Here is a 24,252-nt window from a genome sequence, read left to right on the forward strand (position 1 = left end):
CCCGATCAGCCGTCCATACTGCGCAGAACATAGACCGGGCTTGTCCAGGCCTGCGTGCCGTCTTCCAGCGTGACCCGCACGTAGAAGGGGTTATCCTGTCCCGCGCGGGGTGTCAGGCGACGCTGCAGCCGGACGGTCCTGTGGGTGTTTTCATCCGGCAGACGGAAAAGCCGGATGCCCCGCGGCAGGATATCAGACGCATCAAGCACCCTGTCCTCAAAGCCGATGTCCGCCAAATCAAGCGTTTCGCTGATCAGGGGTGTCTCTATGCGGATGCGTGCAGATGGTCCTTCCTCCAGTGTCGCGACGAAGCCCGCGTGGTTCCCTGTAGTCACCGATTGCCATGACAGCGTATGAGCATCCGTCTGATCCAGTGTTTTGTCCCGGTTGAAAAAATTTACCGGCACAATCGATACAGGCTTTGCGTTTTCGAAATGCGCTGACCCGTCCCAGGGCACCGCCCGGAACCGCCCGCGGTATTCTGCTCCTTCCCACAGCACACCGATGCGATTGCCCGGCGTTTCACCGGCAAATGGCAGGATGCATTCCAGATGGTCCAGACCGTTGAACACGTCGATCCGGCGGATCGGGGCACCGGCAGTAACGTTCAGGTTCAGGTGCACATCACCGCCGGGAAGATGGATGATGTCGCCCATCGTCGCGCGGTCACACGGGGTTGTCCGGGGATCGGACACCAGTGCCGGATCGTCGATACAAAGCGTCGCCTCCGCGTCAAAGGTCGCAGACAGCTCTATCCGGATCCGGCCGTTCGGCCCGCCGCTGGTGGCATAGTGGTGCCGGCGGTTGATACACCCGATAAGTGCTTCGCGCGTCAGCTCCGGCATCAGAAAACAGGTCAGACCGCCGACTGCACCAAACCAGCCGGCGCCGGGATAGCTTGCGCCAGGGCGCCCTTTGTGTCCGTCGGAATTACCGATGATGCCAACCCGGTAACCGCTGCGGAATGCATCCTGGACGATCCATTCAAAGGTTCCCCATGCTGAATGTACCTCGACCGACTTTTCAAAACGGCCGTCATGCGCCTGGGTGATATCCGCATATCTGCCGCCGCAATGGGCAAAACAGATCACGTCCCACTCCTCATGCGCCGCAAAGGCTTCGAACAGTTCTGCTGCAGTGTGGCAATCGGTTCCTGCGTCACTCTGGTCTTCGATCAGCGCATGCGACGAGCGGCGCATCGTCCTGCCCTCGACGGGAAAGAGCACATTGCGATCCCCGCCCAGCGCGGTGTTGCCCGACCACTCATAGCCCGGCAGAGTCACAAAGCGCCCCGGCTCATCGAAATGCGCGGTGACCCTGTTCAGATCCCGCCAGAAGGTATCCGTCATCTGAAAATCGTTGCCCTGATGTGCGCAGGCATCCAGAAAGGCGCGGTCCCGGCCAAAGGCGAAATACGCAGCCGCACTGTTGGTGCCGAGTGTTTCATCGGACTGGCCATGCAGGTCACCCCAGTAGCTGCGCCGTTCCGGTGCCGCCACGACTACAGACGGGTTTGTCGTCGTCAGTGCGACACCGTCAGTAGTTCTCAGAGAAATCGCCAGCGGTCCTTCGGTCTCTGCCACCAACCCGGAAACCTCTGTCGCAAAAGGACCGGGCCGGACATCAATCATCTCCGGCAACCCGCGCAACGGCTGATCTGCTGTGGCCTCGACCCTTGCGGATGTCTGATCCGTCGGATTGCCCCAGCGGTCCTCTGCCTTGATCTTAAGTGTGAAGGGCTCTCCCGGCACAATGGTTGACGGCACAACCGCCACCCACGTTTCCGGCGGGCCCGGCACGACGGAAATTGCAGGCTGCTCGCGAAGCGTCTGAAAGTTGTAGGTGGCAATCGGGTCCACCAGAACACGGAACTCGAACCGGCTTTCGCAAAAGGTCTGCAGCCGCATGCCGGGCCCGCCGTGATCCGTCACGCCGAACCGCACGGTGATGGTGTCCCCCTCTTTCATGAAACCACGGACGATCTTGATCTGAAGGGTTCTGTCCCAGGGCCGGATGTTGCCCTTGGGATCAAACCGGGCCTGAAGCACGGCATTGTTGGACGCAGTGACTACGGTGTAACCCGCGCCCGAGGGGTCATCAAACTGCGGATTGGTCTGGTCCGTGGCAAACCGGAAACAGATACGCAGACTTCCGCTGTCGTCTATTCCGAACCGCCCGGCGGTATAGGTCAGTGTAAAACTCTGATGACTGCCCGCCTCAAATGCTCCGGATTTGTCCAGAACGGCTGTGCCCAGCAGTTCGGGTGCAATCGGATTGCGCAGTGCGCCGTTATGCGTCTCAGGTGGCGTCATCGTGGGCATCGTGTCAGACATGATCTTTCCTTTCTGCGTCTTCAGCGTTCTGTCAGGCGGTATCGGCTCCGGAGGATCCGTCGGTTTTCCATATTGCACAGGTGGCCGGATCCGGTTGCGCGAACGGCCTGATAGCCAGAACCGAAGTCATTCCTCGCCGCGCTAGGTGATTTCGGGCAGTGCCGCCGAAAAGCCGTGAAGACCCATCCAGTCTGCTCCCGGACTGTCCGCGACATCCACCGATGCGCGGCGAGCCACGGGTGACCAGGGTGCGTGTTCTGCCGGTTGCAGGACTGGCAGGCTCAGGCGCTTTACCGCGGCCGCGCCGGCGCCTGCAGCCATCAGTGAACTGCTCACAGACCTTCATGGCCGAAATCCCCCCGAAATGTCCGGTCGGCGGGCTGCATCAGCCCCCGCTGATAATTCTTACATAGTAAAAGGCAGTTTTGTATAGTTACTATATAGTAACTTTGCCCAAGCGTGGATTTTTCAGATATGAGCGGGACTCTGGAGAGCATCAGAATTCGCCTGGGCGAAAGGCTTGCAACCACTCCCGGCGAAGCCAAGCATCGCCTTTTGACAGAGGCCATTCTGGATCTCACCGAAGACGGCACGCTGTCACCCGGTGACCGTCTGCCCAACGAAGCGGAACTGGCCGGTGCCCTGCCTTTCAGCCTGGGAACCGTGCAGAAAGCGCTGCGAAGCCTGTCAGAGCTGGGCGTGATCGACAGGCGCGCAGGTCGCGGCACGCTGATTGCCGGCAAAACCAGCGAAATTTCCGATCTCTGGCAGTTCCGGTTTGTCGATCCGGACCAGAACGCGGTCTATCCGGCCTACAGCCGCGTCACAGGCCTCGACCGTGAGGGCACCGATGGCCCATGGCACCGCTTTTTGCAGGACACCAGTGGCTACGTGCGTATCGAACGCGAAATCGATGTGGCCGGCAGATTTCGTGTGTTCAGCCGGTTTTACCTTGGCGCTGCCGTATTCGGGTCGCTTGCTGACCGAAATCCCGACGCCTTTGAGGGCGTACACCTGCATGCTGTTGTGCGCCGGGAATTCGGGACCGGCACGAAGTACATCACCAGCAGAATTGTCTGCACGGCCATTCCTGACACGGTCTGTCTGCGGCTGGGCCTGCCATCAGCGGCGCGTGGCCTGTGCTGCGGGATACGCGGTTTCGCGACCGGGGACAGACCGCTGTGGTTTCACGAGATATATGTGCCTGCTGACGCGGACCCTCTGGAGTTGCGCGATATCCGGCCGGTTCGCATATGACCCGGCTTCCTTTTGTTTCAGCTCAGTTCAGCCTGATGAGATCAGAGCCGCCAGAGGACGGGTCTGTGCGGCAACCCGCGCGCGCAGCGCGGCCAGCGACATGCCGTCGTCCTTTACAAAATCAATGAAATTCTGATTGAGGTTGTTGAAAAGCACCGCGCCAAGGGCCGGTGCGTTGTGATGCACGCTCACCTCTCCGCGTGCCTGCAGTGCGCATACAAGATCGGTAACCTGAGCAGCCAGACGGTCATCCAGATCGCTGTAGAGCTGCCCGTTGCGTGTTCCGGGCGCGTCAATCGACAGCGCCATGGCCGTGCGCCACATTTCCTTGGAAAGGTATTCAAGCGAATGATCGTAGTAGCTGAATATCAGCGCCAGCAAGGCCTCGCCCGCGCCGGCTGGCGGATCGCCAACAATCGCCTTGCCCGCCTCCAGCACTTCCTCGACTTCCATAGCGACCACCGCGATCAGGATATCGCCCTTGTTCTGATAGTAATTGTAAACCGTCCCGACAGACACGCCCGCGTCACGGGCTATGTCTTCGATTCGCACCGACCGGTATCCGCTGGCCCGGAACAGGCGCACAGCAGCGCCCAGGATTCGTTCCTGCCGGTCCGCCTTCTGTTTTTCGCGCAGTCCGGACATTTGATATCTCCGTGTGCCGGCTTATTTCACGACAAGTGTTGACTGAAATAATGAATAGCTTCAACTTTTTTCCAAAGCTGTACGCAAAGCGCAGCACCAACACCAATATGGGAGACAGACTATGAGCCGAATGACCATTGCCCTGATGGGGACAACCATGCTGAACCTGACGGCAGGTGCGGCCTTTGCCGAGGGCGAGATCAACGCGCTGGTATGGTGCGATCACACGGATCCCGGCCTGATCGAACCCTTTGAGGAGGCGTTCGGCGTCAAGGTCAATCTGCGCGAATACGAGGGCACGGGCGCGGCGCTTGCCCTGCTGGAACAATCCCGCCCGGGCGACTGGGACGTGCTGGTCATCGACGGTATTGACGTGTTCCGCGCCGTGGACGCCGGGCTGCTGGCTCCTCTGCCCGCCGGCGAGCTGCCGACCGGCGACTTTTTCCCCGAGGTTGTGATGGCGGAAAACAACATCGTTGACGGCGTGACCTATGCCGTAACGGAAAAATTCGGATACAACACAATCTCTTACAACGCAGACAAAGTCGACCCTGCAGACATGCAGGATCTGGCCAGCGTGTGGTCTGAGAAGTACGACGGCCGGATCAGCATATATGATTATTACCTGCCTGTGATGGGTCTGGCCGCGATCGCGAACGGCATCGAGACGGCCGGTATTGACGGTGAATCGCTCGAAGCGATCGGTGGCACGCTGGGCGAAATGCGCGCCCGCGCGGCTTCTGTTGCCGGCGTTGTCGCTGCCCAGACGGCACTGGCCACCGGCGAGGTCGATATTGTCGTGGGTGGCGGTGAATGGCTGACGGCCGTGCTGGCCGAAGAGCAGCCCGAACTGACATGGACGATCCCGGAACAGGGCGCCGTCCGCTGGGCGCAGTCCATCGGCGTTCTGGAGGGCAGCGAAAACAAGGACATGGCGCTGGAATTCGTGAAATACATCACCGGGCCCGAAGGTCAGGCCCGTCTGGCCACGTCCTCGTGCTTCTGGGGAATGCCTGCGAATGCCAGGGCCGGCGACTATCTCTCAGACGACCAGAAAGCTGTGCTGCGCTGGGACCAGCAGCAGGACTATCTGGCCCGGACCCAGCTTTATCCGGCACCTGACACTGATCTCGACATTGAAATGCAGGATCTGTGGCTCGACACCCTCCAGCAGTGAGCCGGTCAGCTGAACAACGGCGCGGCTGGGGTTTTGTTGCCCCGGCCCTGCTCTGGACACTTGCATTTTTCGTGCTGCCGTTTGCGGTGATGGGGGCAATGAGCCTTGCCACGCTCGAAGGGCGGACGCTTGTCTGGGGCCTGTCTCTGGCCAACTATGCCGAGCTGGCTGAAAAGGCCTATCTGTGGCGCGCGATCATGGTCTCGCTTGAGATCACTGTAACGGTGACCGTCGTCTCCGTAGTGCTGGCCTATCCTCTGGCGTGGATCATTGCTTTCCGGGTGCCCGCGCGGTGGCAGCGACTGGCCCTGCTGCTCGCGATCCTGCCCTTCTGGACATCTTATGTCGTGCGGTCATACGCCTGGTTGCTAGTGCTGGCCCGTGAGGGTGTTGTAAACCAGACACTGATGACTCTCGGGCTGATTTCCGAACCCGTCACTCTGGCCAACACGCGCTTCGCGACGGTCACCGGCTTTGTGCACTTCTTTGTCATGTTGCTGACGCTGACCATCTACGCCAATCTCATACAGCTCTCGCCCAATTACCGCCGGGCGGCGATGGACCTGGGTGCATCCGCCTTTCAGACGTTTCGACACGTCATTTTGCCGCTTACCCTGCCGGGCATCGTAACCGGTGCCTTTCTGACGTTCGTGCTGTGCATCGGCGACTATGTCACGCCGCAGATCCTCGGAGGCAATACCGAACTGACTGTACCACAGGTGATCATGGTCCAGCTCGGGCGCCGCGCGGATTTCCCGCTGGCCTCCGCACTGGCCATCGTTCTGATGGCGATTGTAACGGTGGTTTATCTGCTGTCCGCACGCTGGCTGAAACTGGACAGGTTGTGATGCGTCTGGTTCCCTGGCTTTATCTCGGTGCCGCATTCGTCTTTATCTATCTGCCTGTCGCCGCGCTGGTGCTGTTCTCTTTCCAGGAGAGCAACCTGCCTGTTCCACCGTTTCAGGGGCCCTCTCTGCGCTGGTACGCCGATATCCTTGGCGACGACGACGTCATGCAGGCGCTCGCCCATTCGCTCATGGTTGCAGCCGGGTCTTCGGCGGTTGCCTGTGTTCTTGGATTTTTTGCCGCCTATGGCCTTGCGCGGCATGTTCTGCCGGGATCGGCATTTCTGCGCGGCCTGCTGATTGCACCACTTACCGTAAGTTACCTGATCGTGGGTCTGGGGCTGCTGATCGTGATCCAGCGCGCCGGGCTCGGCCTTTCATTGATGACAGCAGGGGTCGGTCATGTGGTCATCAATCTGCCTCTGTGTTTCGCGATTATCTATGCATCCATGGGTGCCCAGCAGCAAAACGCCGAACGGGCGGCGCGTGACCTTGGCGCGGATGAATTTCGTGTCATCACACTTGTTACCGTCCCGATGCTCGCGCCCGCGATTGCGGCGGCTTTCTTTCTCTCTGTCACGCTCAGCTGGGACGAGTTTATTATTTCCTTCCTGCTCACCCGCTTTGATGTGACGCTGCCGGTCGAGATCTGGTCAATGCTGCGTTCCGGTCTCTCGCCGCGACTGAACGCGATCGGCAGTATTGTGTTTCTCGTCTCGGTCACGGCCGTACTGATCCTTGAAATTCTGGTATTCCGAAAGCGACGGCCATGACCGCGACTGTATCCATTAATGCGCTGAGCCACTGGTTTGGTGACTTTCAGGCCTTGTCTGACGTCAGCCTCAACATTGATGCGGGCGAGTATGTGACCCTGCTGGGTCCCTCTGGCTGCGGGAAAACGACGCTGCTTTCTGTGCTGGGTGGGTTTATCGCACCAACCCGCGGAGATGTCATAATCGGTGGCCGGGATATGACACGTGTGCCTCCCGCACAGCGTCCAACCACAACAATGTTTCAGGATTACGCGCTCTTTCCCCATATGTCCTTGCGCGACAATGTGGGTTTCGGACTGCGTATGGCTGGCCGGAAACGGAAAGAACGACACAGACGTGCAGGCGAGATGCTGGAGCTGGTCGGTCTGGGCGATGCGCAGACCGCACGGCCGCACGAACTGTCAGGCGGCCAGCGGCAACGGGTGGCCCTGGCACGCGCACTGGCGGTCAGACCGGACGTACTGCTGCTTGATGAGCCGCTTGGCGCGCTTGATCTCAAGCTGCGCCGGGCAATGCAGGACGAACTCAAGGACATCCAGCGACAGGTAGGCACAACCTTTGTACATGTGACACACGATCAGGAAGAGGCGATGGCAATCGCTGACCGGATCGTTGTGATGAATGCCGGCCGTATCGAGGATGAAGGCACCCCGGCGCGGATATACCGCGCGCCTGCCTCGCTGTTTTCCGCGGATTTCATGGGCGAGATGAACCATATTCCCGCGCGGCTTTCGGGTGGTCAGGCCCTGACGCCTTTCGGAGATATTCCTGCGGATGGCCCCGAAGGATCACGTGTTGTCGTCTGTGTCCGGCCCGAGGCCCTGAGCACCACAGACGGCCCTCTTTCAACTGGTCCCTCGATCCTGCGCGATGTGGCGTTTTTCGGCACCCATATCCGCGTGCACCTTGAACCTGAAGCGGCCCCGGGTCGCATACTGACAGCTCACCTGCCACCGGACACAAAAGTGTCTCAGGGCGACACACTCAGTTTGTCGGCAGATCTGGCCGCCGTCATTATGTTCCCGGTCGAGGAGTAAAGCATGGAACGCGTCAGACCACAGGACTGGTATCGTACAGAACGTCGGGCGGACGACATCACGCTGATCGACGAGCCGTTTATTCAGGCCTTTTACCGCTGCAACATGTGGCATGTCAGAGGGCGGGACAGGGACATGCTGGTCGACAGTGGCATGGGCGTGGTGTCACTGCGCAAGTGGGTCCCGCTGGTGACAGAACGCAGCCTGACGGCAGTGGCCAGCCACACCCATTTTGACCATATCGGTTGTCATCATGAATTCGCAGACCGCTGCGTGCACAGACTTGAGGCCGGTATCCTGGCTGATCCGAACAACGCGGCAACACTCGCCGATCCGTATGTCACAGACGACATCTTCGACGGCCTGCCCCCTCTGCCCTATACGTCTGCTGAGTATACGGTGCCACCGGCGCCGGCGACCCGGCTGCTCGACGATGGCGACATCATTGATCTGGGTGACCGGCATTTTGAGGTCATCCATACACCCGGGCATTCCCCCGGTGGCATTGCACTGTGGGAGGCGGCAACCGCCACGCTGTTTTCCGGCGACATCGTGTATGATGGCCCTCTGATCGAAGATACCTATCACGCCGACGCAGGCGATTATTACCGGTCAATGGTCCGGCTTTTCGATCTGCCCGTCCGCACCGTTCACGGCGGCCATTTCGGCAGCTACGGTCAGGAGCGACATCGGCAGATCATACGTGCCTGGCTGGATGGAAAAGAGAAAGCATAAACCCTGAAAAGGGTTACTCTTCAGACTTCTGTGCGGCGGGGTTAAACCGCTGCAGACTGCTTACGGGCTCAATCCACGGCGTCCCCGTTTGGTCTGCTTCAAGCGACGGAGCGCGTCAGATCTCTTGTCCGGTTGCGCGCGCCGGGGTCATGCCGCGCGAGACCTGCCGGCAGGAGGGCATGCCTTCAGCCACTGGCAGGATCGCCATGATGCGCTGAGGCCGGATCGGGCGATCTGTCTGATGAGTGCCAGCCCGGGAAGCGAAGTACGGAGGAGGATCGGCGGCATGCATGTCTACCGGCGCGTTGCATGAAGGCCCGAATGATCTGCCGTTCATCGGCCTGTACCCCGCACTGCGGCTCTGGGGCAACGCTTCGGACACCATCAGTGTCGCGTACTTTCACGAAGGCCGGGGTGCAGCCGCATCGCACCAAAGATCTCAGGTCAGAACTCAACGCCTTTCTGGGCCTTCACCCCGTCCCGGAACGGGTGCCGCAGCAGCGTCATTTCGGTTACCAGGTCCGCCGCCTCAATCAGCTCAGGCTTGGCGTTGCGGCCTGTCAGACAGACATGCGTCATATGCGGCTTTTCATTCTGCAGAAAGGCCACGACCTCATCAATATCCAGATAATCATAGCGCAGCGCGATATTGATCTCATCCAGCAGTACAAACCCGATCTCCGGATCCAGGATCTGCTCCCTGGCGATCTTCCAGCCGTTCTGAGCCGCAGCGATATCGCGTTCACGGTCCTGGGTTTCCCAGGTAAAGCCCTCGCCAGATACGAAAAACCGGCATTCATCAGCAAAACGATCGCGCAGGAATGTCTTTTCACCGGTGTCCCAGTTGCCTTTGATGAACTGCACTACAGCACAGGGAATTTCATGCGCGATGCAGCGCATGATCATGCCAAACCCGGAGGAGGATTTGCCCTTGCCCGGACCGGTGTGGACCATGATCAGACCCTTCTCTTCGGTCTTGGTCTCCATCATTTTGTCACGCGCGGCTTTGATCTTGCGCATCTTTTCCGCGTGGCGTTCGTTCTCGTCGGTCATCGGGGTTCTCCGGTGGCGGGTTCTGGGCCGCACTAAACGCATTCCGCAAAGCGATGGTCAACCATTGACATCCCCCCCGCTGCCTGAACAATGCATGCTTCGATGGTTGTTCCGGATTGCACCGGAACGCAAAAGGGAACGCGGTGAAATACCGTGGCTGCCCCCGCAACTGTAAGCGGAGAGCGTGCCTGCACCATGCCACTGGTCCGACCGGACCGGGAAGGCGCAGGAGCGCATCGACCCGCAAGCCAGGAGACCTGCCATCGCGTAACGCAAATCAGCCCGGGCGGGGTGTCCCGGAGGAAAGAGAGAGATGATGTACCCAGCTGCCACGCCAGTGGAATGCCGCCCTTCGGGGAGGTATTCGCATGACTGAAACCACCGAACTGCTTGTCTGCATCAAATGCAAACGCGGCACAGAGGTGACCGGTGACGGCGAACGTCCCGGCACCCGCCTGATGGAAGAGCTGCAGGCGCGGGGGATGCCCGATGGTGTCGTGCTCAAAGCCGCCGAATGCCTGCAGAACTGCGATCACGGCTGTTCCGTTGCGCTGCGCGGCGGGCCCGCAAAATGGACCTATGTGTACGGAAATCTGCACGAGACGTCGCATCTGGACACGCTGCTGGAGGGCGCTGCCCTTTATCATGAGGCCGGTGATGGTCTGATCCCGTGGCGCACGCGCCCGGAACATTTCAAACGTAACTGTATCGCGCGCATTCCGCCGCTGGAGGACAACAATGGCTGATCTGGCAAAACTTCCTGTGACCGTCGTAACGGGCTTTCTGGGCTCGGGCAAAACCACACTGATCTCGAACCTGATCAAAAACCCAGGCGGCAAACGTCTGGCGGTGGTTGTAAACGAGTTCGGCGACGTGGGCGTGGACGGCGATATCCTCAAAAGCTGTGCCATCCCGGACTGCCCGGCGGAAAACATCATGGAACTGGCGAACGGCTGCATCTGCTGCACGGTTGCTGATGATTTTATTCCGACGATCGAGGCGCTGATGGCGCTGGAGCCGCGTCCCGAACATATCATCATCGAAACCTCCGGGCTGGCCCTGCCGAAACCTCTGCTCAAGGCGTTTGACTGGCCGGATATCCGTTCAAAGATCACCGTGGATGGGGTGATCGCGCTTGCCGATGCCGAAGCGGTAGCCGCCGGCCGGTTTGCGACAGATGTCGCCGCTGTGGATGCCCAGCGTCTGGCGGATGAGAGCATTGACCACGAAACGCCGCTGTCTGAGGTTTTCGAGGACCAGATTTCCTGCGCTGACATTATCCTGCTGACCAAGCCCGATCTCGCCGGTCCGGAAGGTGTCGCAAAGGCCCGCGCCGTGATCGAGGCCGAAAGCCCGCGCGCCATACCGGTGGTCGAGGTCGCAGAAGGTGAAGTGGACCCGCGCATCATCCTCGGGCTGGAGGCCGCGGCAGAAGACGACATGGACGCGCGCCCCTCGCATCACGATGGCCATGACGATCACGAGCACGATGATTTTGACTCGGTCGTTATAGACATCCCCGAGATCACAGATCCTGCCGAGCTGGTCGCCCGCATCGAGGACCTGGCGCGCAGCCAGAACGTGCTGCGGGTCAAGGGCTATGCCGCTGTTGCCGGCAAACCGATGCGTCTGCTGGTACAGGCTGTGGGAGCCCGTGTGCGTCACCAGTACGACCAGCCCTGGGGCGACCGCCCCCGCGCAGGCCGGCTGGTGGTGATCGGCGAGCATGACGATATCAGTATGGATGCAATCCGTGCCGTTCTGTCGCCCGCCCGTGAGGCTGCCGAGTAACAGCCCATGCATGTTGTCTTCCGCGAAAGCCACGGTCTGGAAGAGACAGAGACGCCAACAGATCTGGGGCAGTCGCCTGCAGATCTGGTGGTGCTCAGCCTGTCGGATTCTGATCTTGGCGCCCTCGCGGAAGCCTGGCATCGCGGCGGCGGCCCCGAGGGCCGGCTGCCGGGTCTGAGGCTTGCCAATATTGCAGCGCTCAAACACCCGCTGTCCGTCGATACCTACGTGGACCAGACCCTCAGCGGCGCAAAAGGCATTCTGATCCGGCTGATTGGCGGTGTGCCCTACTGGCCATATGGTCTGCAACAGATCGAGGCGCTGGCGCGGGAAAAAGGCATCGCGCTTGCCGTTCTGCCGGCCGACGGACGCACCGATGACCGCCTGGATGCGGTGTCGACCCTGCCCGTTTCGACCCTGCGCCGCCTGCAGCATCTTTGCGATACCGGCGGGGTTGTCGCCTGGCAGGCTGCTCTGGCGCAGATGGCGCTGGCATCCGGTCTTTATGCCGGTCCCGTACGTGGCGCCAAAACCCTGCCCGTTGTGGGTGGCTGGACGCCGGAACACGGGGTGACCTGCCCGGTGCTGGCCCGCGAAACATCAAAGCCGCTGGTCCTGGTCGTCTTTTACCGCTCGTACCTGGTCGCCGCTGATCTCGCACCCGTCGAGGGGCTCTTTACAGTGCTCGGGGCCGAAGGTTTTTCGGTGATGGGCCTGTTTGCCCCCTCTCTGAAAGCACCGGGTGCAGCCGAATGGCTGCGGCGGCAGTGCGCGCACCTGCAACCTGCAGCGATCGTCAATGCCACCTCTTTTTCCGGCCAGGGCGCTCAGGGCCGCTCACCTCTCGACGCCGCAGAGGTGCCGGTCTTTCAGGTGGCGCTGGCCACCTCGCGCGAGGAGGCCTGGGCCGGAGCCGAACGCGGGCTGTCGCCTGCTGATCTGGCCATGCATGTAGTGATGCCCGAGGTGGATGGTCGTATTTTCGCCGGTGTCGCGTCGTTCAAGGAACCACAACCGCGCGATCCGCATCTCGAATTCTCGCGCTTCGTCCACAAGGCCCACAAGGAACGTATCCGCGCCGTGGCAAAACGCGTGAAAGCCTGGACGTCGCTGGCGGCAAAACCGCCCCGGGAACGACGCGTTGGTCTGTTGTTGTCCACGTATCCCGGGCGTGACTGGAACACGGCGCATGCCGTTGGCCTCGATGCCATCGCGTCGGCAGATGCCATTCTGGAAGATCTCAGAACGGCAGGCTATCTGACGGATGGCGGCGTTTCACCGGCCGACATCGACACCGCACATGAAAGCTGGCCCGCAGCAGAATACGCCGCCGCCCTCTCGGAGCTGCCAGCAGCGCCGCGTTGTGAGCTTGAAGAAGCCTGGGGCCAGCATGACGGTCCGATGACAATGCGCGCTTTCCGGCGCGGAAATGTGATCATCGGGCTGCAGCCCGAACGCGGCAATCCGCTCAACCGTGGTGATGAATACCACGATCTGTCGCGCGTTCCCTGCCATGACTACGTAGGTTTTTACCTGTGGCTGCGCAGCCAGGTGGATGTCATCGTGCACATCGGCGCACATGGGACACTTGAATGGCTGCCGGGCAAATCGGCGGCGCTGTCCGGCGACTGCTGGCCCGAGGTTCTGACGGGCGCAACCCCGGTCATCTACCCGTTCATCGTAAATGATCCGGGTGAGGCCGCTCAGGCCAAACGGCGCATCGGGGCCGTCACGCTCGGGCATATTCCGCCGCCCATGGCGCAGGCCGCGACCCCTGCCCGTCTGTCCCGGCTGGAGGCCCTGCTGGATGAATTTTCCAACGCTGACGGTCTGGACCCGAAGCGGCGCGACCGCCTGCAGGACGACATCCGGGAGGAGGCGCGCGCCCTGGGTGTGGAGGACGATCTCGGACTGGACGCTGCAGGCTGTCCAGCCGAGGCCATCACGCGGATCGACCGGTTTGTCTGTGACGTCAAGGACAGCCAGTTCGGCGACGGGCTGCATATCTGGGGACGGACACCGCCCTCTGGCGCGCATTTCGACACCGCAGCATCCGCCAGTGCCGAACGCAACAGCCTGATCGCCGCCCTCGACGGGCGCCGTATCGATGGCGGTCCTTCCGGCTCGCCTTGGCGCGGGCGGATGGATGTTCTGCCGACCGGGCGCAACCTTTATACCGTGGACCAGCGGTCGGTCCCGACGCGCGCCGCCTTCGCACAGGGCCGAAAGCTGGCTGCGGAATTTGTACGCCGTTATCTTCAGGACGAGGGCAACTGGCCCCGGTCGCTGGTTGTCGACCTCTGGGGGTCCGCGACAATGCGCACCGCCGGCGAGGAATTCGCGATGGCGCTGGACCTGATGGGTGTGCGGCCGGTCTGGGACGAGGCATCAGAACGCGTTTCCGGTATCGAGGTTGTCCCGATTACCGAGCTGGACCGCCCGCGTGTCGACGTCACCCTGCGTGTATCGGGCCTGTTCCGGGATGTGTTTCAGACGCTGACGGCGCTTTATGCCCAGGCGGTGCGGGTCCTTGCCGCGCGCGACGAGGCGGACGACTGGAACCCCTATGTTGCTGCCGCCGGCCCCCGTGTTTTCGGCCCTGCCCCTGGCAGTTTCGGGGTCGGTATGGACCCGCTGATCGGAGACTATTCCGATGCTGCGCGAAAAGCTGCAGGAGAGGCCTGGCTGGCGGCGTCTTCCTGGGCGATTGACGGTGCCGACATCACGCATGAGCCGGATGCTGTGCGCACGCGTGTCTCCGAAGCCTCTGCCTTTCTGCATCTTCAGGACCTGCCAGAGACGGATATTCTGCTGGCCAGCGACTATGCCACGCACGAGGCCGGTTTTGCCGCAGCCCAGGCTGTCACAGGAGGTGCAGCACGGCTTTTTCACATGGACGCCACCGATATGGAAATCCCGCGCAGCCGGACTTTGGCCGAGGAGGTCGCCCGCGTAGTACACGGTCGTGCCACGCAACCCGGATGGATTGCGGGCATGCGGCGGCACGGGTTCCGGGGTGCTGCTGAAATTGCCGCGACGCTGGAAAACATGGCGGCCTTTGCACAACTGGCCGACGTGGTGCAGGGACATCTTTTCGACCTCTATTTCGACGCTACGCTGGGCGATCCGGATGTGGCAGGGTTCATCGGCGACGCAAACCCCGAAGCACTGGCGGCGATGAAAGACAGGTTTGCCGCACTGCATGCCGCGGGTCTGTGGAAATCCCGCCGCAACTCGATCCTTGCCGCCCTGCAGGCCGCCGAATGAGTGCAATCCCCAAGATAAAGGGCTGGTGCCCCGGGGCCTGGCGGCCGATGATGTCCGGCGACGGGCTTGTTGTGCGGATACGCCCGCATCTGAACCGGCTGACCCGGGACCAGGGGCTCAGGCTTGCGGATCTGGCGAAGTCTTTCGGGAGCGGGATCATTGATCTGACCTCGCGCGCCAATCTCCAGATCAGAGGCGTTTCGACGGACCGGCATCAGGGTCTGATTGCTGAACTGTCTGATGCCGGGCTGCTTGACCCCGGCCCGGAGCTTGAGGCCAGACGGAACATCATCTGCGCGCCCTTCTGGCAGGCGGGTGATCTGACCGACCGGTTGCACACAGCGCTGATGACCCGCCTGCCGGAACTGCCACTGCTGCCCGCCAAGATGGGGATCGCCATTGATGTCGCGGAAACCCGCAGCCTGAGCGCGGCCCCGGCAGATTTCCGGCTGGAACGCAGCCTCGACGGATCGCTTGTCCTGCGCGCGGACGGTGCCAGCCAGGGCGTGGCCGTGACCGAAGCGGACGCACCGGACGCGCTTCTGGAGCTGGCAAACTGGTTTGTCCGTTCCGGAGGCGCGGATGCCGGGCGCATGAAAAAACACCTGACGAATTCCGAACTGCCCGGACAGTTCCGCGGAACCGATCCGGCCCCTGACGGCCCGTTGCCCGAGCCCGGGCAACGAGGCACATTCGCTCTTTTTGGCGCCGCTTTTGGTGCCATCGATGCCGCCGTGTTGCACGACCTGCTGCGCACGTCCGGCCCAACCGGGTTGCGCACGACACCCTGGCGGCTCTTTGCTCTTGAAAACACTGTCATACCTGAACAAACGCCCTTTATCAGCGCACCGGGTGACCCGGCACTGCGGGTCAGTGCCTGTCCCGGCGCGCCCTTTTGCACACAGGCGCAGGTAGCCACGCGCGCTCTGGCGCGAAAGCTGGCGCCCGCTCTGGCTCCGGGGCAGAGCCTGCATGTGTCAGGCTGTGCCAAGGGATGCGCACATCCCGCCCCCGCGGACATCACCGTCGCCGGCGCGATGGGCGCTTTCGATCTTGTCAGGAATGGCACAGCATGGGATGAGCCGCACCGGCGCGGCCTGTCCGAGGACGATATTTTGAAGGAAGTGGCACAGTAAAATGCCCTATGAATACGAGAAGAACGGTGCAGCGATATATCTGGAAAGCTTTGCAACGATCCGCGCCGAAGCCCGCCTTGAACACTTTGACAAGGATGCAGAACAGGTCGTGGTGCGCATGATCCACGCCGCGGGCATGGTCGGTCTTGAAGAGCACGTTCAGGTGTCTGACGGTATGGTTGCTACGGCACGCGCCGCCCTTGAAAACGGCGCGCCCGTCTTCTGCGACGCCTATATGGTCAGCGAGGGCGTGACCCGAAAACGCCTGCCGGCGGACAATGATGTGATCTGCACGTTGCGCGACCCGCGTGTGCCGGACATGGCACGCGACATGGGCACCACGCGCTCTGCCGCAGCGCTCGAGCTCTGGCGCGACAGGCTCGGCGGGGCGCTCGTGGCCATTGGAAATGCACCTACAGCACTTTTTCATCTGCTCGAGATGCTGGAGGACCCGGACTGCCCGCGCCCTGCGGCCATCATCGGCTGCCCGGTTGGATTTGTCGGCGCGCGCGAAAGCAAAGAAGCGCTGTGGCAGGCCCAGCCCGTCCCCTCAATCATTGTGAACGGCCGGCTTGGCGGCAGCGCCATCACAGTCGCCGCCGTCAACGCGATCGCGAGCCGCTCAGAATGACCGGTACACTCTACGGTGTGGGACTTGGCCCCGGTGATCCCGAACTGATGAGCGTGCGCGCTGACCGCCTGGTGCGCACAACGCGCCATATTGCATGGTTTCGCAAGGCCGGCCGCGCCGGTCGCGCCCGCAGTATCGTTGAAGGCATGTTCCGCGAGGATGTGGAAACCTTTGCCATGGAATACCCCGTCACAACCGAAATTCCGCTGAGCGATCCGCGCTACAACGAGATATTGTCTGCCTTTTACACCACGTGCTGCGCGCGACTCGAAGCCACTGTGCAGGGCGGCGAAGACGTCGTTGTACTCTGCGAAGGCGACCCTTTTTTCTATGGCTCATTCATGCACGCCTATACCCGCCTGAAAGACCGGATCCCTGTGGAGGTGGTTCCGGCCATCACCGGTATGTCTGCTGCCTGGACGGCCACCGGCGCGCCGATCACATGGGGTGACGACATTCTGTCTACGGTGATGGGTACGCTGGATGAAGAAACGCTGACCGATGCCATGACACGGGCCGATGCGCTTGTGGTTATGAAAATCGGCCGCAATCTTCCCAAAGTACGCCGCGCACTGGATGCCGCCGGCAAGACCGACCGCGCAGTTCTGGTGGAATATGCCAGCATGGCAGGCCAGAACGTATGCCCGCTGCGCGAATATACCGGCGAAACGCTCCCCTATTTTTCGATCATCATCGTGCACGGACAGGGGCGCAGGCCATGAGCGGATCTGTGGTGATTGCTGGCCTCGGGCCTGGCGCAGACGCCATGGTAACGCCCGAAGTCAGTGCAGCCCTGGCGCAGGCCACGGATGTGGTAGGCTACATCCCTTACGTGCGGCGTATACCGCCACGCGACGGTCTGACGCTTCATGAAAGCGATAACCGCGTCGAACTGGATCGTGCCTGCCACGCGCTGGAAATGGCGAAAGCAGGTAAGAGGGTGGTCGTCGTCAGCTCGGGTGATCCGGGCGTTTTTGCAATGGCCTCAGCCGTTTTTGAAGCGGTGGAAAGCGGGCCGGACACCTGGCGGAACCTGAACATTCAGGTGCTGCCGGGGATCACCGCAATGCTGGCCGCCGCTGCTGCCGCGGGCGCTCCGCTCGGGCATGATTTCTGTGCGATCAACCTCAGCGATAACCTGAAACCCTGGCCGCTGATCGAAAAACGCCTGCGTCTGGCAGCCGAGGGCGATTTTGCGATGGGGTTCTACAATCCGCGCTCCAAATCCCGCCCCGAAGGCTTTGCGCGTGTTCTGGATGTGTTGCGCGCGGTCTGTGAGCCCGGACGGCTGATGATCTTTGCCCGCGCGGTCAGCACGCCGGACGAGGTTGTCCGCGTCGAAACACTGGCCGGTGCGACCCCGGAGATGGCGGATATGCGCACTGTCGTGCTTGTCGGATCTTCACGCACAAGGATGATCCGGCGCGACGGCGCACCCTTTGTTTACACACCCAGATCGGTGCCTGCATGAGACAGCCAGTCAAGCACCTGCTCCGGGCTGGAAAGTTCGGTCCGCTCTGGCAGGGCCGGACGGTCGATCATGATCACCGGCAGACCAAGACTGCGCGCGGCAGCAATTTTGGCATAAGCACCTGTTCCACCGGAGTTTTTCGACACCACCAGATCAATGCCATGGGCCTGCATCAGAGCCTGGTCATTTTCTGCGGTGAACGGGCCACGCGAAACGACCACATGCGCGTCGGGAAACGGCAGGTCCTGTGCGGGCGGATCAACCAGGCGCAACAGATAGAAATGCTGCAGATTGGGCGCAAATTCGGCAAGATGCATCCGGCCGACAGCCAGCATCACGCGCGCGGCAGGTCGATCAAGCGCACGCACCGCACCTGCGATACTGTCGACAGTGTGCCAGTCGTCTCCGGCAACACGCTTCCAACCCGGCCGGGTGAGCGCGACCATCGGCACGTCAGCGTTCTGCGCCGCGACCATTGCGTTGTGGCTCATCTGAGCCGCAAAAGGGTGTGTGGCATCGACAAGATGGGTGATGCGATGCTCTCTGAGATGCCGGGCCAGTCCCTCTGCGCCGCCAAAACCACCGATGCGCACGGGCAGAGGCTGGCGCGCGGGGCGTTCGACGCGACCAGCCAGCGAAACAGTCGCCTGAAGGCCGGCGTCCGACACGGCCTGTGCCAGACGCGCGGCTTCGGTCGTGCCGCCAAGGATCAGCAGGTTCGGCGTCATGACTGAGACCCCCTGGATAACAATCGTCGGACTGGGAGAGGATGGACCGGAAGGGCTGACCCCTGCAAGCCTCGCTGCTCTGCAAAGCGCAGAAATAATCATGGGACCGCCACGCCACCTTTCACTGTTGCCGGACCTGACGGCAAAGCAGATTGCATGGCCGGTGCCCTTTGCAGATGGTCTCGGGATGCTGTCGGAACTCAGCGGGCGGAATGTCGTCGTGCTCGCTTCGGGTGATCCGTTCTGGTACGGTGCGGGCTCTGTTCTGGTGCGCCATTTCGGGCGGAACGCCCTGCGCACAATCCCGGCCCCATCAACATTTTCGCGGGCGGCGGCTGCACTGGGCTGGCCGCTGGAACGGACAATCTGTCTCGGACTGCACGCCGCACCTTTCACGCGCATGCGGACATCTCTGCACCCGGGGGCGCGGTTGCTGGTGCTGTTGAGAGACGGAGAGGCGGTAAGCGACCTGGCCGCCTGGCTTACAGAAGTGGGCTTTGGCGCCTCCGCACTGACCGTGCTGGAAGCCCTGGGCGGGCCATCCGAACGCATCACGCACATGACGGCAGATCAGACAACCGGCGGGCCATGGTCTCATCCTGTCTGTGCAGCAATCGACGTCGCGGGCGACGGGCCGCGTATTCCTGCCACCAGCGGCCTGCATGATGCGTTTTACGAATCTGACGGGGTCATGACGAAACGCGCCGTGCGGGCCATGACACTGTCGGCACTCGCGCCCTGCCCGGGCGAAAGGCTGTGGGACATCGGTGGCGGGTCCGGCACGATCGCGATTGAATGGTTGCTGGCGCATCCCCGCTGCGAGGCGATCACGATCGAACCGCGCGCCGACAGAATTGCCCTGATCCGCGCGAATGCAGCGGCGCTCGGCGCAGACCGGCTGACGATCACCCAGGGAAAAGCGCCCGGAGCGCTGGAGGATCTGCCCGTTCCCGATGCCATCTTTGTTGGTGGCGGGCTGTCTGCAGATCTGCTGGATGCTCTGGACAAGGCAGTGCCGTCAGGGACGCGTGTTGTGGCCAATGCTGTCACGATGGAGGCCGAAGCGTTGCTGGCTGACCTGCATGCGCGCAGGGGTGGCGAGCTCATCCGCATAGAAATGTCGGCGGTACGGGCGCTGGGAGAAAAACGCGGCTGGGAAGCGGCTTACCCGATTGTGCAGTGGAGCGGCAGGCTGTGATTGTTGCAGGATTCGGTTTTCGCAGCACGGCAACACCGGAAAGCCTGCGCGCCGCACTCGGTGCCTGTGTCGCAACCGCACGCCCCGATGCTGTGGCGACAGCCGCCGACAAGGCACGCAGCGACGCGTTTGCAGGATTCGCCGCGGACCTTGGTCTGCGGATCATCCCGGTTGACCCCGATACGCTTGCACGGCAACAGACCTCAACACACTCAGCGGCATCTGACGCAGCGCGCGGTACCGGATCCGTGGCAGAGGCCGCCGCCCTGGCCGCAGCGGGCAGCGGCGCGCGGCTGCTTGCCCCGCGCGTCGTCTCACAGGATGGTATGGCGACCTGCGCGCTGGCAGAAGGAACAGACAAATGACCGTGCATTTTATTGGCGCAGGGCCCGGTGCGGCCGATCTGCTGACCCTTCGGGGGCGCGATCTGATCGCGGGCAGTCCGGTATGTCTCTACGCCGGCTCACTGGTACCCGAAGCCATCCTAGGTCATTGCCCGGCTGATGCCCGGATCGTGAACACCGCACCGATGGATCTGGATGCAATCATTTCCGAAATTGCCACCGCGCATCAAAAAGGCCTCGACGTGGCGCGCCTGCATTCCGGTGATCTGTCCGTCTGGTCCGCCATGGGCGAGCAGATACGCCGCCTCAAGGCGCTGAACATTCCGTTCACAGTCACACCGGGTGTCCCGTCTTTTGCCGCCGCCGCCGCCAGTCTCGGGCAGGAGCTGACACTGCCCGGCCTGTCGCAATCGGTCGTGCTGACACGCACACAGGGACGCGCCTCTTCGATGCCGGACGGTGAAACGCTCTCTGGCTTCGGCGCAACCGGCGCAACGCTGGCGCTGCATCTGTCGATCGGCAAACTGGCGCGCGTGGTCGCGGAGCTGACACCGCATTACGGCCCCGACTGTCCCGTCGCCGTCGTCTTCCGGGCGACCTGGCCTGATGAGCGGATCATCCGGGCGACACTCGCAACGATCGGGCGGGAAATGGACCCGTCTGTCACCCGCACGGCACTCATTTTTGTGGGTCCGGCGGTCAGTGGCGAAGGTTTTCAGGAAAGCTGCCTCTATTCGGCGGACTACGACCGCCGTTACCGCCCGCAAACGGCTGAAAGCCCCTGGTCTGAATGGAAACATGGCGATGACTGAAACACCTCCCGGCATTCTGATCTCTGCGCCCTCATCCGGCACCGGCAAGACAACTGTTATGCTGGGCCTCTTACGCGCCCTGCGCGACAGCGGCCTGCAGGTGCAGCCCTACAAGTCCGGCCCTGACTATATCGACCCTGCCTTTCACCGGGCGGCCTCTGGCCGGGCGTCATTCAACATTGACACCTGGGCCATGCATGACGGCCTTCTGGACGGTATCGCGGGCCAGATGCAGGGCGCGGATATCTGTGTCGCCGAAGGGTCCATGGGTCTCTATGACGGGGTCGCGACACGCGGCCAGACCGGTTTTGGCTCAAGCGCGGAAACGGCGACACGGATGGGCTGGCCCGTCGTGCTGGTCATCGACGTGAGCGGCCAGGCGCAATCTGCTGCCGCCACGGCCCTCGGCTTCCGCGCCTACGCACCGGATCTGCCCTTTGCCGGCGTGATCCTGAACCGTGTTGCCAGCCCCCGTCACGAGCGTCTTGCCCGCCTTGGCATGGACAAGGCCGGCATCCGGGTGCTGGGCGTACTGCCGCGCCGGGGAGATCTCGCATTACCCGAAAGACACCTGGGACTGATCCAGGCTGTGGAACACCCCGATCTGGAAGCCGCCATCGCCGGATATGCCAGCTTTCTGACCGAACACGTGGATATCGACGCGATCCGCAAGGCGGCGGCAGGCAACAACACCCTGCCAACCGGCACCCTGCCCGCGCCGCCGGCACAGCGCATTGCTCTTGCCCGTGACGCTGCATTCTCCTTTACCTACCCGCATCTGCTGCAGGGCTGGCGGGATGCTGGCGCCGAAATTCTGCCCTTTTCACCGCTGGCGGATGAAGCACCGGCGGCAGATGCTGACCTTGTCTGGCTGCCCGGCGGGTACCCCGAACTGCATGCCGGCAAAATCGCATCCGCTGATCGGTTTCTGACAGGCCTGCGCACACACGCTGAAACACGCCCCGTGCATGGCGAGTGCGGCGGATACATGGCTCTTGGCAGCGCGCTGATCGACAAGGAAGGTACCCGCCACGGGATGGCCGGCCTGCTGGGCCTCGTGACATCCTACGAAAAACGGAAATTTCACCTTGGGTACCGCCGCGCGGTACTGCAGTCTGCCATGCCGGGGTTCGTGCCCGGCCAGCCCCTGCGCGGTCACGAGTTTCATTATTCGACGATTCTGGAGCAGCCGGACGCGCCGCTGGCAGATGTTGCCGACGCAGATGGCAACCCGGTCCCCGAGACGGGGTCGCACCGGGGTCATGTCACCGGCACGTTCTTTCATCTGATTACGCCGGAGGCGGCATGACCGGCTTTGTTTCCTTTGTGGGCTCGGGCCCGGGCGATCCTGAGCTTCTTACTCTCAAGGCGGTGGACCGCCTCAGACGCGCTGATGCGGTTTTGTTTGACGACCTGTCGTCGGGCCCGATCCTGACCCATGCCCGGCCGGGTGCGGATCTTGTGGGTGTCGGCAAGCGCGCGGGCCGCCCCTCACCACGTCAGGATCACGTCAGCCGGCTGCTGGTCGACTATGCGCGTGAGGGCGGCAGAATCGTGCGCCTCAAGTCCGGAGACAGTGGCCTCTTCGGGCGGCTGGAAGAGGAGCTCGTGGCCCTGCGTGATGCAGGCATCGAATACGAGATAATTCCCGGCGTTCCCTCTGCCTTTGCCGCTGCCGCCGCCTGCGGTATCCCGCTGACGCGCCGCCTGACGGCACGCCGCGTACAGTTCGTCACCGGGCATGATGCCAGCGGTGCCCTGCCCGGGGATCTGGACCTTGCGGCACTCGCAGACCCTACGGCCTGTACCGTTATTTTTATGGGCAAACGCACCTTTCCGGCGCTGTGTACGGCCTTGACCGACAGAGGCCTGCCAGCAGACACCCCGGCCATCCTGGCCGAAGCTGTGGGCACACCGGAACAGCAGGTAACACGCAGCACCGTCGCGGAACTGTCCGCCAGCCTGTCACAGGACATCGGGTCGAAACCTGCCCTTATTCTTTATGGTCCGCTTGCCGGCATCTGAGTTCGCGGACGAGACATCTGAGGTCGCCTTTGGTCTTGTACGGCAAAGCGCACCTGTTATGGTTAAATTGCTTTCGGTGCTGCGGCATGCAGCTGAATAGGGAACCGGGTGAGAGGCCCGGACTGCCCCCGCAACTGTAAGCGGTTAGCGCAATGGAAAACCACTGGTCTGTCTGACTGGGAAGGCCGGCGCGCAACGACCCGCAAGTCAGGAGACCTGCCGAAGGTCAGATTTAACGCCGGGGCCACCGGCCCCATGCTACCGGAGGGGTAGCAAACACAGAAAGGACTACCCATGCATATCGAACCCGGTATCGTCGATGGCGCAAAGATGGCTCTCGCGTATACAACAGCCGCCGGTGCAGCAGCCTACAGCGCCAGGCTGGCAGTCGAGGACCTCGGCCGCAGCAACATCGTCTCTTTTGCCGGCCGTGCCGCGATGGCGACAATCGGCGTTTTCATTTTCTTTGAGGTACTTCCGCACTTCCCTGTTGGCGTCTCCGAAGTTCACTTCATCCTGGGCACCACGCTCTTCCTGCTGATGGGCGCAGCACCCGCAGCGATCGGTCTTGCGCTCGGCCTGCTGATCCAGGGGACGTTCTTTGCGCCCACCGATCTGCCGATGTATTTCGTGAACGTCACCACACTGCTGGTGCCGCTTCTGGCGATTACAGCACTGTCCAGACGTCTGATCCCCGAGGACCGCGCCTATGTTGATCTCAGCTATGCGCATGTCCTGAAACTTTCGGCAATGTATCAGGGCGGCGTTATCGCATGGGTCGCCTTCTGGGTCTTTTACGGTCAGGGCGTCACTGTGGACACATTCGCATCGGTTGGCACGTTTGCGGCGGCTTACGCCCTTGTGCTTCTGATCGAGCCGGTTGCCGATCTGGCAGCTCTTGCCGGTGCCAAGGCGATCCGCGGCGCATCTGCTGCCGGCCTCTTCACGCAGCGCCTCTACAACGCCGCCTGAAACAGCTGATCAGACCCGGCAC

The 24,252-nt window shown here is 62.1% G+C and carries 24 protein-coding genes and 2 riboswitches; of the genes, 19 read left to right on the top strand and 5 right to left on the bottom strand.

What is annotated here, in order from left to right:
* Positions 1-5: 5 nt before the first annotated feature.
* Positions 6-2,333 carry a DUF3604 domain-containing protein gene (locus Q0792_RS04145; RefSeq protein ID WP_298836703.1) on the bottom strand — a complete coding sequence of 776 codons (2,328 nt, stop codon included), beginning with the start codon at positions 2,331-2,333 and terminating at the stop codon, positions 6-8.
* A gap of 141 nt (positions 2,334-2,474) precedes the next feature.
* Positions 2,475-2,669: a hypothetical protein gene (locus Q0792_RS04150; protein WP_298836705.1), complete on the bottom strand. Its 195-nt coding sequence runs from the start codon at positions 2,667-2,669 to the stop codon at positions 2,475-2,477.
* 138 nt (positions 2,670-2,807) lie between these two features.
* Between Q0792_RS04150 and Q0792_RS04155 the strand changes: the two genes are divergently transcribed.
* Positions 2,808-3,590, top strand: coding sequence for a GntR family transcriptional regulator (locus Q0792_RS04155; protein WP_298836707.1), 783 nt, complete (start codon positions 2,808-2,810; stop codon positions 3,588-3,590).
* A gap of 27 nt (positions 3,591-3,617) precedes the next feature.
* On the opposite strand, the gene Q0792_RS04160 is transcribed toward Q0792_RS04155, so the two are convergent.
* The gene (locus tag Q0792_RS04160; RefSeq protein ID WP_298836709.1) at positions 3,618-4,235 is read right to left on the bottom strand and encodes a TetR/AcrR family transcriptional regulator; all 618 of its coding nucleotides are present in this window, start codon (positions 4,233-4,235) and stop codon (positions 3,618-3,620) included.
* Between the two features lie 121 nt (positions 4,236-4,356).
* On the opposite strand from Q0792_RS04160, the gene Q0792_RS04165 reads away from it, so the two are divergent.
* The 5 genes from Q0792_RS04165 to Q0792_RS04185 are packed head-to-tail and all read left to right on the top strand — an operon-like array spanning position 4,357 to position 8,802.
* Positions 4,357-5,412, top strand: a complete 1,056-nt coding sequence (locus tag Q0792_RS04165) for an extracellular solute-binding protein (RefSeq protein WP_298836711.1) — start codon at positions 4,357-4,359, stop codon at positions 5,410-5,412.
* Positions 5,409-6,260, top strand: a complete 852-nt coding sequence (locus Q0792_RS04170) for an ABC transporter permease (RefSeq protein ID WP_298836713.1) — start codon at positions 5,409-5,411, stop codon at positions 6,258-6,260. Before Q0792_RS04165 ends, Q0792_RS04170 begins: the two co-directional genes overlap by 4 nt.
* On the top strand, positions 6,260-7,030 hold the full coding sequence (locus Q0792_RS04175; RefSeq protein WP_298836715.1) for an ABC transporter permease: 771 nt from the start codon (positions 6,260-6,262) through the stop codon (positions 7,028-7,030). Before Q0792_RS04170 ends, Q0792_RS04175 begins: the two co-directional genes overlap by 1 nt.
* On the top strand, positions 7,027-8,067 hold the full coding sequence (locus tag Q0792_RS04180) for an ABC transporter ATP-binding protein (RefSeq protein WP_298836717.1): 1,041 nt from the start codon (positions 7,027-7,029) through the stop codon (positions 8,065-8,067). The genes Q0792_RS04175 and Q0792_RS04180 overlap by 4 nt, the downstream gene beginning before the upstream one ends.
* A gap of 3 nt (positions 8,068-8,070) precedes the next feature.
* A complete protein-coding gene (locus tag Q0792_RS04185) occupies positions 8,071-8,802 on the top strand; it encodes an MBL fold metallo-hydrolase (RefSeq protein WP_298836719.1) in 732 nt (243 codons plus the stop codon).
* 444 nt (positions 8,803-9,246) lie between these two features.
* Here Q0792_RS04185 and cobO read toward each other — a convergent pair whose 3' ends face one another.
* Positions 9,247-9,855 carry a cob(I)yrinic acid a,c-diamide adenosyltransferase gene (cobO, locus tag Q0792_RS04190; protein ID WP_298836721.1) on the bottom strand — a complete coding sequence of 203 codons (609 nt, stop codon included), beginning with the start codon at positions 9,853-9,855 and terminating at the stop codon, positions 9,247-9,249.
* 86 nt (positions 9,856-9,941) lie between these two features.
* Positions 9,942-10,135, top strand: a riboswitch (cobalamin riboswitch).
* An 88-nt stretch (positions 10,136-10,223) separates the two neighbouring features.
* On the opposite strand from cobO, the gene Q0792_RS04195 reads away from it, so the two are divergent.
* Genes Q0792_RS04195 through cobJ form a run of 7 tightly spaced genes read left to right on the top strand, consistent with a single transcriptional unit; the run spans position 10,224 to position 18,151 of the window.
* Positions 10,224-10,601: a DUF1636 domain-containing protein gene (locus Q0792_RS04195; RefSeq protein WP_298836723.1), complete on the top strand. Its 378-nt coding sequence runs from the start codon at positions 10,224-10,226 to the stop codon at positions 10,599-10,601.
* Positions 10,594-11,646, top strand: coding sequence for a cobalamin biosynthesis protein CobW (cobW, locus tag Q0792_RS04200; RefSeq protein ID WP_298836725.1), 1,053 nt, complete (start codon positions 10,594-10,596; stop codon positions 11,644-11,646). The genes Q0792_RS04195 and cobW overlap by 8 nt, the downstream gene beginning before the upstream one ends.
* Positions 11,647-11,652: 6 nt before the next feature.
* Positions 11,653-14,913, top strand: a complete 3,261-nt coding sequence (gene cobN, locus Q0792_RS04205; protein WP_298836728.1) for a cobaltochelatase subunit CobN — start codon at positions 11,653-11,655, stop codon at positions 14,911-14,913.
* Positions 14,910-16,049, top strand: a complete 1,140-nt coding sequence (locus Q0792_RS04210) for a precorrin-3B synthase (RefSeq protein ID WP_298836730.1) — start codon at positions 14,910-14,912, stop codon at positions 16,047-16,049. The genes cobN and Q0792_RS04210 overlap by 4 nt, the downstream gene beginning before the upstream one ends.
* 1 nt (position 16,050) lies before the next feature.
* Positions 16,051-16,680: a precorrin-8X methylmutase gene (locus tag Q0792_RS04215; RefSeq protein WP_298836732.1), complete on the top strand. Its 630-nt coding sequence runs from the start codon at positions 16,051-16,053 to the stop codon at positions 16,678-16,680.
* Positions 16,677-17,402 (top strand): precorrin-2 C(20)-methyltransferase, encoded by a 726-nt coding sequence (locus Q0792_RS04220; RefSeq protein ID WP_298836734.1) that lies wholly within the window; start codon positions 16,677-16,679, stop codon positions 17,400-17,402. Before Q0792_RS04215 ends, Q0792_RS04220 begins: the two co-directional genes overlap by 4 nt.
* Positions 17,399-18,151 (top strand): precorrin-3B C(17)-methyltransferase, encoded by a 753-nt coding sequence (cobJ, locus tag Q0792_RS04225; protein WP_298836737.1) that lies wholly within the window; start codon positions 17,399-17,401, stop codon positions 18,149-18,151. Before Q0792_RS04220 ends, cobJ begins: the two co-directional genes overlap by 4 nt.
* Here cobJ and Q0792_RS04230 read toward each other — a convergent pair.
* Positions 18,124-18,879 (bottom strand): cobalt-precorrin-6A reductase, encoded by a 756-nt coding sequence (locus tag Q0792_RS04230; protein ID WP_298836739.1) that lies wholly within the window; start codon positions 18,877-18,879, stop codon positions 18,124-18,126. The two genes, cobJ and Q0792_RS04230, sit on opposite strands and share 28 nt — an antisense overlap.
* Between Q0792_RS04230 and cbiE the strand changes: the two genes are divergently transcribed.
* The 6 genes from cbiE to Q0792_RS04260 all read left to right on the top strand — a co-directional run bounded on the left by cbiE (position 18,878) and on the right by Q0792_RS04260 (position 24,230).
* Positions 18,878-20,077, top strand: coding sequence for a precorrin-6y C5,15-methyltransferase (decarboxylating) subunit CbiE (gene cbiE, locus Q0792_RS04235; RefSeq protein WP_298836740.1), 1,200 nt, complete (start codon positions 18,878-18,880; stop codon positions 20,075-20,077). The two genes, Q0792_RS04230 and cbiE, sit on opposite strands and share 2 nt — an antisense overlap.
* Entirely contained in the window at positions 20,074-20,442 is a 369-nt protein-coding gene (locus tag Q0792_RS04240) for a cobalamin biosynthesis protein (RefSeq protein ID WP_298836742.1), read from the top strand. The genes cbiE and Q0792_RS04240 overlap by 4 nt, the downstream gene beginning before the upstream one ends.
* Positions 20,439-21,233: a precorrin-4 C(11)-methyltransferase gene (gene cobM / locus Q0792_RS04245; RefSeq protein ID WP_298836744.1), complete on the top strand. Its 795-nt coding sequence runs from the start codon at positions 20,439-20,441 to the stop codon at positions 21,231-21,233. Before Q0792_RS04240 ends, cobM begins: the two co-directional genes overlap by 4 nt.
* The gene (locus Q0792_RS04250; RefSeq protein ID WP_298836747.1) at positions 21,226-22,542 is read left to right on the top strand and encodes a cobyrinate a,c-diamide synthase; all 1,317 of its coding nucleotides are present in this window, start codon (positions 21,226-21,228) and stop codon (positions 22,540-22,542) included. Before cobM ends, Q0792_RS04250 begins: the two co-directional genes overlap by 8 nt.
* Positions 22,539-23,258 carry a uroporphyrinogen-III C-methyltransferase gene (gene cobA, locus Q0792_RS04255; RefSeq protein ID WP_298836749.1) on the top strand — a complete coding sequence of 240 codons (720 nt, stop codon included), beginning with the start codon at positions 22,539-22,541 and terminating at the stop codon, positions 23,256-23,258. The genes Q0792_RS04250 and cobA overlap by 4 nt, the downstream gene beginning before the upstream one ends.
* 57 nt (positions 23,259-23,315) lie before the next feature.
* A riboswitch (cobalamin riboswitch) is annotated at positions 23,316-23,497 on the top strand.
* Positions 23,498-23,552: 55 nt separating this feature from the next.
* Entirely contained in the window at positions 23,553-24,230 is a 678-nt protein-coding gene (locus Q0792_RS04260; protein WP_298836751.1) for an energy-coupling factor ABC transporter permease, read from the top strand.
* The last annotated feature ends 22 nt before the right edge of the window (positions 24,231-24,252 follow it).

The organism is uncultured Roseobacter sp. (genome assembly GCF_947495025.1).
In the GTDB taxonomy this organism is placed as follows: domain Bacteria; phylum Pseudomonadota; class Alphaproteobacteria; order Rhodobacterales; family Rhodobacteraceae; genus Roseobacter.